Origin of the sequence: Allobosea sp. CRIB-10 (assembly GCF_900112185.1) — a bacterium.
Taxonomy (GTDB): domain Bacteria; phylum Pseudomonadota; class Alphaproteobacteria; order Rhizobiales; family Beijerinckiaceae; genus Allobosea.
Genome location: NZ_FOKP01000005.1, coordinates 276369 through 283294 on the forward strand (window position 1 = coordinate 276369; position 6926 = coordinate 283294).

At 63.3% G+C, this 6926-nt stretch carries 6 protein-coding genes and 1 tRNA gene; all 7 read left to right on the forward strand.

The annotated features are described in order from the left end of the window. Window positions 1–241 precede the first annotated feature (241 nt). The 7 genes from BMZ69_RS09965 (at window position 242) to BMZ69_RS09995 (ending at window position 6762) form a co-directional block, all read left to right on the forward strand. A complete protein-coding gene (locus BMZ69_RS09965; protein ID WP_092156434.1) occupies window positions 242–892 on the forward strand; it encodes a Maf-like protein in 651 nt (216 codons plus the stop codon). 21 nt (window positions 893–913) lie between these two features. Beyond that, window positions 914–2341 (forward strand): L-lactate permease, encoded by a 1428-nt coding sequence (locus BMZ69_RS09970; RefSeq protein WP_092156435.1) that lies wholly within the window; start codon window positions 914–916, stop codon window positions 2339–2341. Between the two features lie 109 nt (window positions 2342–2450). Next, entirely contained in the window at window positions 2451–3275 is an 825-nt protein-coding gene (locus BMZ69_RS09975) for an SDR family NAD(P)-dependent oxidoreductase (RefSeq protein ID WP_092156437.1), read from the forward strand. Then, window positions 3265–3474 carry a DNA gyrase inhibitor YacG gene (gene yacG / locus BMZ69_RS09980; protein ID WP_092156438.1) on the forward strand — a complete coding sequence of 70 codons (210 nt, stop codon included), beginning with the start codon at window positions 3265–3267 and terminating at the stop codon, window positions 3472–3474. Before BMZ69_RS09975 ends, yacG begins: the two co-directional genes overlap by 11 nt. 538 nt (window positions 3475–4012) lie before the next feature. Then, a tRNA-Phe gene (locus BMZ69_RS09985) sits at window positions 4013–4088 on the forward strand. A 78-nt stretch (window positions 4089–4166) separates the two neighbouring features. Further along, the gene (locus BMZ69_RS09990) at window positions 4167–6326 is read left to right on the forward strand and encodes a GNAT family N-acetyltransferase (protein WP_175506742.1); all 2160 of its coding nucleotides are present in this window, start codon (window positions 4167–4169) and stop codon (window positions 6324–6326) included. Continuing rightward, complete coding sequence (locus tag BMZ69_RS09995) at window positions 6310–6762, forward strand: ASCH domain-containing protein (protein ID WP_175506743.1); 453 nt, start codon at window positions 6310–6312, stop codon at window positions 6760–6762. The genes BMZ69_RS09990 and BMZ69_RS09995 overlap by 17 nt, the downstream gene beginning before the upstream one ends. Window positions 6763–6926 lie beyond the last annotated feature (164 nt).

Below are 6926 nucleotides of genomic sequence, written 5' to 3' on the forward strand. Positions count from 1 at the left end.
GCCGGCCGGACCTCGCGGGTGCCGCCACACCCATTTGACGACTGTGGCAAGCCGCACAGCTTAGCACAATCCGAAACGGCGCATGCCGGCGCTCCTAATTGTGTACAGCGCACAGGACATGCAAGGCGTCACGCGCGTTTCCTCGGTCAGGCCTGGACCGCAAAAGTGGTTCCCACAGCAGCGGAACATGCTCTAAAGCCTTGCACGACATTCGCCCGGGACGCGCAGCGAGCCGACAGCCTTGAATCTCTTCAGCTCCCAGAAGCCGCCCGGCTGGCGGCCCAAGCTGGTCCTGGCCTCGGCCTCGCCGCGCCGCCTCGCTTTGCTCGAACAGGCCGGCCTCAAGCCCGACGCGCTGCTGCCCTCCGATCTCGACGAGAGCCCGCTCAAGGGCGAGCGCCCGCGCGATCTCGCCCGCCGGCTCGCCCGCGCCAAGGCCGAGGCCGGATTTGCCGGGCTGAAGGGCCGGCCCGATCTCGAGGGCGCCTACATCCTCGCCGCCGACACCGTGGTCGCGGTCGGCCGGCGCATCCTGCCCAAGGCAGAGATCGTCGACGAGGCCGCCGCCTGCCTGCGCCTGCTCTCCGGCCGGGCGCACCGCGTCTACACCGGCGTCGCCCTGGCGACGCCATCGGGTGCGATCCGCGAGCGCATCGTCGAGACGCGGCTGCGCTTCAAGCGACTTTCCGGCGAGGACCTCGAGAACTACCTCGCCTCGGGCGAGTGGCGCGGCAAGGCCGGCGCCTATGCCATCCAGGGCATCGCCGGCTCCTTCGTGGTCAAGCTCGTCGGCTCCTATACCGGCGTGGTCGGCCTGCCGCTCTACGAGACGGTCAACCTGCTCGGCGGCGAGGGCTTCCCGGTCCGCCTGGGCTGGCTGAATGTCGGCTGAGCCAGGCGGCGCCGGACAGAGATGATCCTGGTCTGGCTCTCGCCGCTCATTCTCTTCCTCGGCTTGATCCTCTCCGGCCGCTCGGCGCTGACCGCCGGGACGCTCGGCACGATCTGCGCCGCGCTCGTCGCCTATCTCGCCGGCCCCGACCATCCGGACGCGGCCGCCATCGTCAGGCATTTCGCCGCCGGCGCCTGGATCGGCCTGCCGGCGACGCTGGTGATCGTCGCCGGGCTCGCCTTCTCGCTCAGCCTGGAGAAGCCGAGCGACGATGCCGATGCAGGCAAGCCGGAGCATGGCGCGCTCGCCGAGGCCTGCCTGCTGCGCGGCCCCTTCCTGGAGACCTCGACCGGCTTCGGTGTCGGCTATGTCGTCGCCGTCTCCGGCGCCCGCAAGCTCGGCGTCGACAAGGCGCCGGCGCTGGCGCTGGCGACCTTCAGCCAGATCCTGGTGCCTTGGGGCGCGCTCGGCATCGGCACCAGGATCAGCGCCGACATCGCCGGCGTCTCGCTCGCCGCCTTGATCTGGCGGACCGCGGTGGTGACGGCGCTGCTCGGCGCGGTGCTGCTGCCGCTGTTCTGGCGTCTGTCGCGGCAGGCGGGGCTGTCGCCGGCGCTCGCCGACCGCCTCGAATGGGCCGGCCTGTTCGCGCTGCTGATGGCCCTGCTCGTTGCAGCGAATCTCACGCTGCCGCTTGAGCTCGCCGCCATCGCAGCCTTGGCTCCGGTGATGCTGCTGCGCTTCCTGCGGGTGAAAGGCTGGGCCGGGCTCGACCGGGCGCTGCTCGTGCGGCTCGCGCCCTATATCGCCCTCATCGTCGCGCTGGCGCTGATGCGGCTGGTGCCGGCGATCCATGACCGGCTGGAGCACCCCTCCTTCAAGCCCTTCGCCGATGCCGCGGCCTTCGCGCCGCTGCTCTCGCCGGCTTTGCCGCTGATCCTCATCGCGCTCGTCGTCGCCATCCGCCGCGGCGGGACGAGGCAGGCTGCGGCCCTGATGAAGCTGACCCTGCAGCGCGCCGGCCGCGCCGCGCTGCTGACCTTCCTGCTCGTCGGCATGGCCTGGATCATGGTCGGCTCCGGCCTCGCCGGCGGCATAGGCCTGGCGGTCAGTGGCGTGCTCGGCTCCTGGGCGGCCGGGATCGTGCCGGTCGCCGGCGCGCTCGGCGGCTATCTCACGGGCTCCAACACCGGTGCCGGCGCCGTCTCGATGCCGCTCGCCACCGCGCTCGTCCCGGCGGGCGAGGCGAGGCTCGCAGTGATCGCCGCCGCGGTCGTCGCCGGCAGCCTGCTCACGGCGGTCAGCCCGGTGCGTGTCACCATGGGCCAGGTCCTGATCAAGGCGACGACGGTCGAGACCGGGCAGGCGCTGCGCGCGCTCTGGCCCTGGTTCGCGCTGGTCGTCGGCCTCACCACCGCGATCGCGCTCGCAGCCGCGCAGCTCGCCTGAGCGCTTCCGGAGCGCATGCCGGCTTGCATGCCATGCGCTTGCCGAGGCCGCTGTGAGTGCCGATGGTGACGCCGACAACTCGTAAGCGCGCAGGGCAGGGAACACCGGCATGACCAAACGTCTCGAAGGCAAGGTCGCGATCGTCGCGGGCGCGGGCTCGATCGGCCCGGGCTGGGGCAATGGCAAGGCGACCGCGACCGTGTTCGCCCGCGAAGGCGCCAAGGTCGTCTGCGCCGACCGCAATCTCGAGGCTGCCCAGGAGACCGCGAGCATCATCGCCAGCGAGGGCGGCGAGGCCTTCGCCATCCGCACCGATGTCACCAGCGAGGACGATCTGCGTGCACTCGTAGATGCGACGCTCTCCCGCTATGGCCGCATCGACGTGCTCGACAACAATGTCGGCATCGCCGAGGTCGGCAGCGTCGTCGACCTGCCGCTGGAGACCTGGGAGCGCGTCTTCAGGGTCAACCTGACCGGTTGCTTCCTGGCGATGAAGCACGTGATCCCGGTGATGCAGCGCCAGTTTGCGCAGAGCGGGCAGGGCGGCTCGATCATCAATATCTCCTCGATCGCCTCGATCCGCCACACCGGCGTGCCCTATGCCAGCTATGGCGCCAGCAAGGCGGCGATGAACCAGCTCACCCGCACCACGGCGGCGCAATACGCTCCCGAGAAGATCCGCGTGAACGCGGTGCTGCCCGGCTTGATGAAGACGCCGATGGTCGAGCATTCGGCCGGGCTCGCCCAGACCTATGGCAAGGGCGATGTCGCCGCGATGTGGGCCAAGCGCGACTCGCAGGTGCCGATGGGTCATATGGGCGAGGCCTGGGACGTCGCCTGGGCGGCGCTCTTCCTGGCCAGCGACGAAGCGCGCTATGTCACCGGCATCGAGCTTCCAGTCGATGGCGGAGTGACCTTGCAATATGGCGCCTGAACAACCCGAGAATCCTACCCCGTCAGCGCGGCCCTGTCCGATCTGCGGCAAGCCGGCCGTGCAGCGCTTCAAGCCGTTCTGCTCGTCCCGCTGCGCCGACATCGACCTCGGCCGCTGGCTCAAGGGCAATTACGTGATTCCGGGCGAGCCGCTCGACGAGACCGAGGAAGCGCCGATGCGGCGCGACGAGGACAACTAGAGCATTTTCGAGCGAAGTGGACACAGGTTCGCGTGAAGAAAATGCGATAAAACAAAGGTGTAGAGCAATTCCGCGATTCGGAGAATTGCGGAACTGCTCTCATGGAAAGGCCCGGCGTGTCCCTTTCGGGAGGACGCCGGGCCGTTCGCTGACCGGCCGCGCGACGGGTCAGGACTATCCGGAGGGCGTATCGCCCGAATTCCGCCTCCCGCGCGATCGAACTGCCGGTACATCCGCGGCTTGCTCAAGATCGGCGGTAGGCACGGCGCCATCGCTGGCGCCGCCGCATCAACCTGACTACGACGCTTTGGTTCCAGGACCTGTCAGCACCTGTGCTGCGAACCATGCTCGCGGGTGATCGGGCTGGCGCTGCAGCCCGCCCCGGCGCGGCAAAATCGCCATTCTGACTACGGTTTGCACGCATCTGCGGGTCCGAACGAAATTTTCCCGCTGGCAGGATCGTTTGTCGGCTGGACAGCCCGCGCCCATGTCTCTATATCGCGTCGCACCAACCGAAGCGCAGCGCGCTTCGCGGAATGCCCAGGTAGCTCAGTTGGTAGAGCATGCGACTGAAAATCGCAGTGTCGGTGGTTCGATTCCGCCCCTGGGCACCATTTCCCTATACAGGGCAATAATCTCAAGTCTAAGTGCTGATTTGCTGCATTCGCGGCGGCAGGACGAGGAACTGTGTGGTGAAGCGCCCTCATTTCATCATCGAACGAGAGACAAAGGTTCTAACATCGCTTCTTTCGGAAGTTCAGGCACTCGCCGATTCCGAAAGGGATGCGCTGGGTTTCCTTCCCGCCAAGGCTTTTGAGGATGCCGTCGAACGTAAGCGTCTGATTGCTGCTGTTGTTGATGATTCCGGCACTCGGCGGTTCGCAGGGTATCTTTTGCACAGCGGTGTTTTCCCTAACGCGAAGGTTCAACAGATCGCGGCAGTGCCGGCATTTCGTAAGCTCGGCGCGGCGTCCGCGCTGATGAAAGCGCTTGTCTCCGAGCTCGAACGGATCGGCTTTATGTCTATTCGGGCGGACGTAGCAGCAGATCTTCCTACGGCGCTCGCCTTCTACGCGAAGAACGGCTTTGAACGTGTGCTTGAGCGAGCTGGCGGCCGGACGCGTGGCCGAAGGATTATCGTGCACGCCTCCCAACTTAAAACGGACAATCTGTTTACACTCGCTTCGGCGCCGATAGACCCCGTCACTGATCTTGGGATACGCAGGCGCGCCCCTGGAGAAGTTCCGGTCTTTGCGGTTGATCTGAACGTATACTTCGATCTTGTGAAGCAGCGGGACCAATCCGAACATGCGCGACGCTTATTCGGAGAAGCTCTCGGGCATACCATTCGTCTCGCTATTGCAGATGAGTTTGTCACTGAACTGCGGAGAACGTCGAGTACGCCCTCTGCCGATCCCGTGCTTCAAATGGCGTTGCAATTACCTCGGCTGCCAAAATCTGATCCATCTACGTTGGATCAGGCTGCGGCTCGAATTTACGACATCGTATTTGTGAAGCCGAATGCCAAAGGTGTTGGAACCAATCAGGCGAGGAGCGATGCAAGGCACCTTGCACATGCGGCCATGTCGCAAGCTTCAGCTTTCGTCACGCGCGACGGTGCGATCTTGAATGCGAGGCATGAACTCCTCGCCACTTTCGGCATCGATATTGCCACAGTCGAGGAGGTTTTGGATCTGCTTCCAGAGGCTATTGCGTCAAACGGTGTTTTGCCACGAGGTGAAGGTTTCGATCTCGGCCCGATAGATGATGCCCAATTGATAAACTATCTCTCCGACGTGAATGTACCGGGGACGGTTGTTTCAGAATTTGCGGAACTGCAAACATCAACCGCATTCTCTCGGCAAGAGATGATACGATGTGGCGACCGCATCATTGCGATAGGTAAAATTCGAGTTCCGAAATGTGTCGATCCTGTTGCGCGAATTATAGTTCACGTTCGGCATGAACATCTCGATGCAGATATTTTCGCAGACCACCTTCTAAGTAATCTTGTCCGTTTGTCTTGCGAACGCGCACCTATCGCGATCGAATTACTCCACCTTCCGGGTCAGTCGATCGTACATAACTTAGCAGCGGCTTGTGGATTTCATCGAGGCGCGAACTCGCCAACCTTCTCGAAAATCGCGATCGGCCGACCCTGTACAGCGAGCGCATGGCCTGCGGTAGTTCAACAAGTGCGGCGTCGAACTGGACTTGTTCTCCCGGGTGCCTTGTCAGATCTGTCGGCCGGCGAAGTCGATATCCGAACCGCGAAAGGCACGACGACGCGGATTAGTGCGATCGTTCTGGAAGACCTCATGGGTCCTACGCTCTTTGTTTGGCCGGGCCGCAATGGCGTGATTGTTCCTATAACTCGAGCATATGCCGATGAGCTGCTCGGCACGGCGGTCCAGCCCAAACTCGATTTCATTACCAATCGAGATGCTGCATTCCTCTCACTGCGTGGCTACGTCAATGCGCCACGGACTGCCAAACAGATGCAGGTCGGAAGCCCGATCGTCTTTTATGAATCGAAGCGGACAGGTAATGGGCGTGGGGCAGCAGTGGCCGTGGCTCGAATCGTTAATTCGGTTGTCGTACCTAAGTCTCGGTTGGAGCCCAACGCCGACAAACGGTTAGTCGTCGACAGTCTCGATAGTTTTTCAGCGACGGGTGACGTGCTCCTGACCACATTCGACAACCTGATGGTGTTTCCTGCTCCTGTTGCGTTTGACACTTTGAAGAAGTTCAACGCCGTCGGGGGCGCAAATCTCGTATCCGCCGTCTCGCTTTCAAGTGGGCAGGTCGACTCCATTCTCACTTGCGGGTGGTCCGGTGGCAAAATTCAGTGAGGCAATCATTTCGATCCGTCCGAACTTCGCCGAAGCAATTTTATCTGGCGGTAAGACGGTCGAACTTCGGCGGCGGGTTCCCCCGATAGGAGTCGGGACACGACTGTGGATTTATGCAACCAAGCCGACCGGCGCGGTAGTTGGTTCAGCTATTGTGAAAAAAATTGTCCGCGGCCTGCCTGATCACGTGTGGGAAAAATGCGGCGATCAGGCCGGAGTAGACCGCGAGACCTTCGATATCTATTTCGCTGGTGCAGAGCTGGCGATTGGGTTGGTATTGACCGACGTGCGTCGTGGCCGTCCAGTTTCTATCGAAAAGCTGCGATCAATCCGAACCGGCTTCCATCCCCCGCAGGTGCTTGCCCGGATTTCGGATGAGGAAGCGATTTCGCTGGACCAGCTATCGATGGTCGCGCGGCGCAAAATTGGTGGATAGCTTCTCGCGCTTCCCCTGCTGGTGGCCCCCAGTCACCCAACTCGGACCCCTCAGCCGCTAACCTCAGCCCCTTGTAACTCTCATTTTGCCTCATCTGCTATACCAGCGGTTGCGGTGGCAGGTGGAAGACCGACAGCCCTGAGGGACACCAAGCCCGTGGGTGA

Excerpts from the sequence above, each read along its gene's own strand:
- yacG (WP_092156438.1), top strand. The coding sequence starts at position 3,265 with ATGGCGCCTGAACAACCCGAGAATCCTACCCCGTCAGCGCGGCCCTGT.
- BMZ69_RS09970 (WP_092156435.1), top strand. The coding sequence starts at position 914 with ATGATCCTGGTCTGGCTCTCGCCGCTCATTCTCTTCCTCGGCTTGATC.
- BMZ69_RS09975 (WP_092156437.1), top strand. The coding sequence starts at position 2,451 with ATGACCAAACGTCTCGAAGGCAAGGTCGCGATCGTCGCGGGCGCGGGC.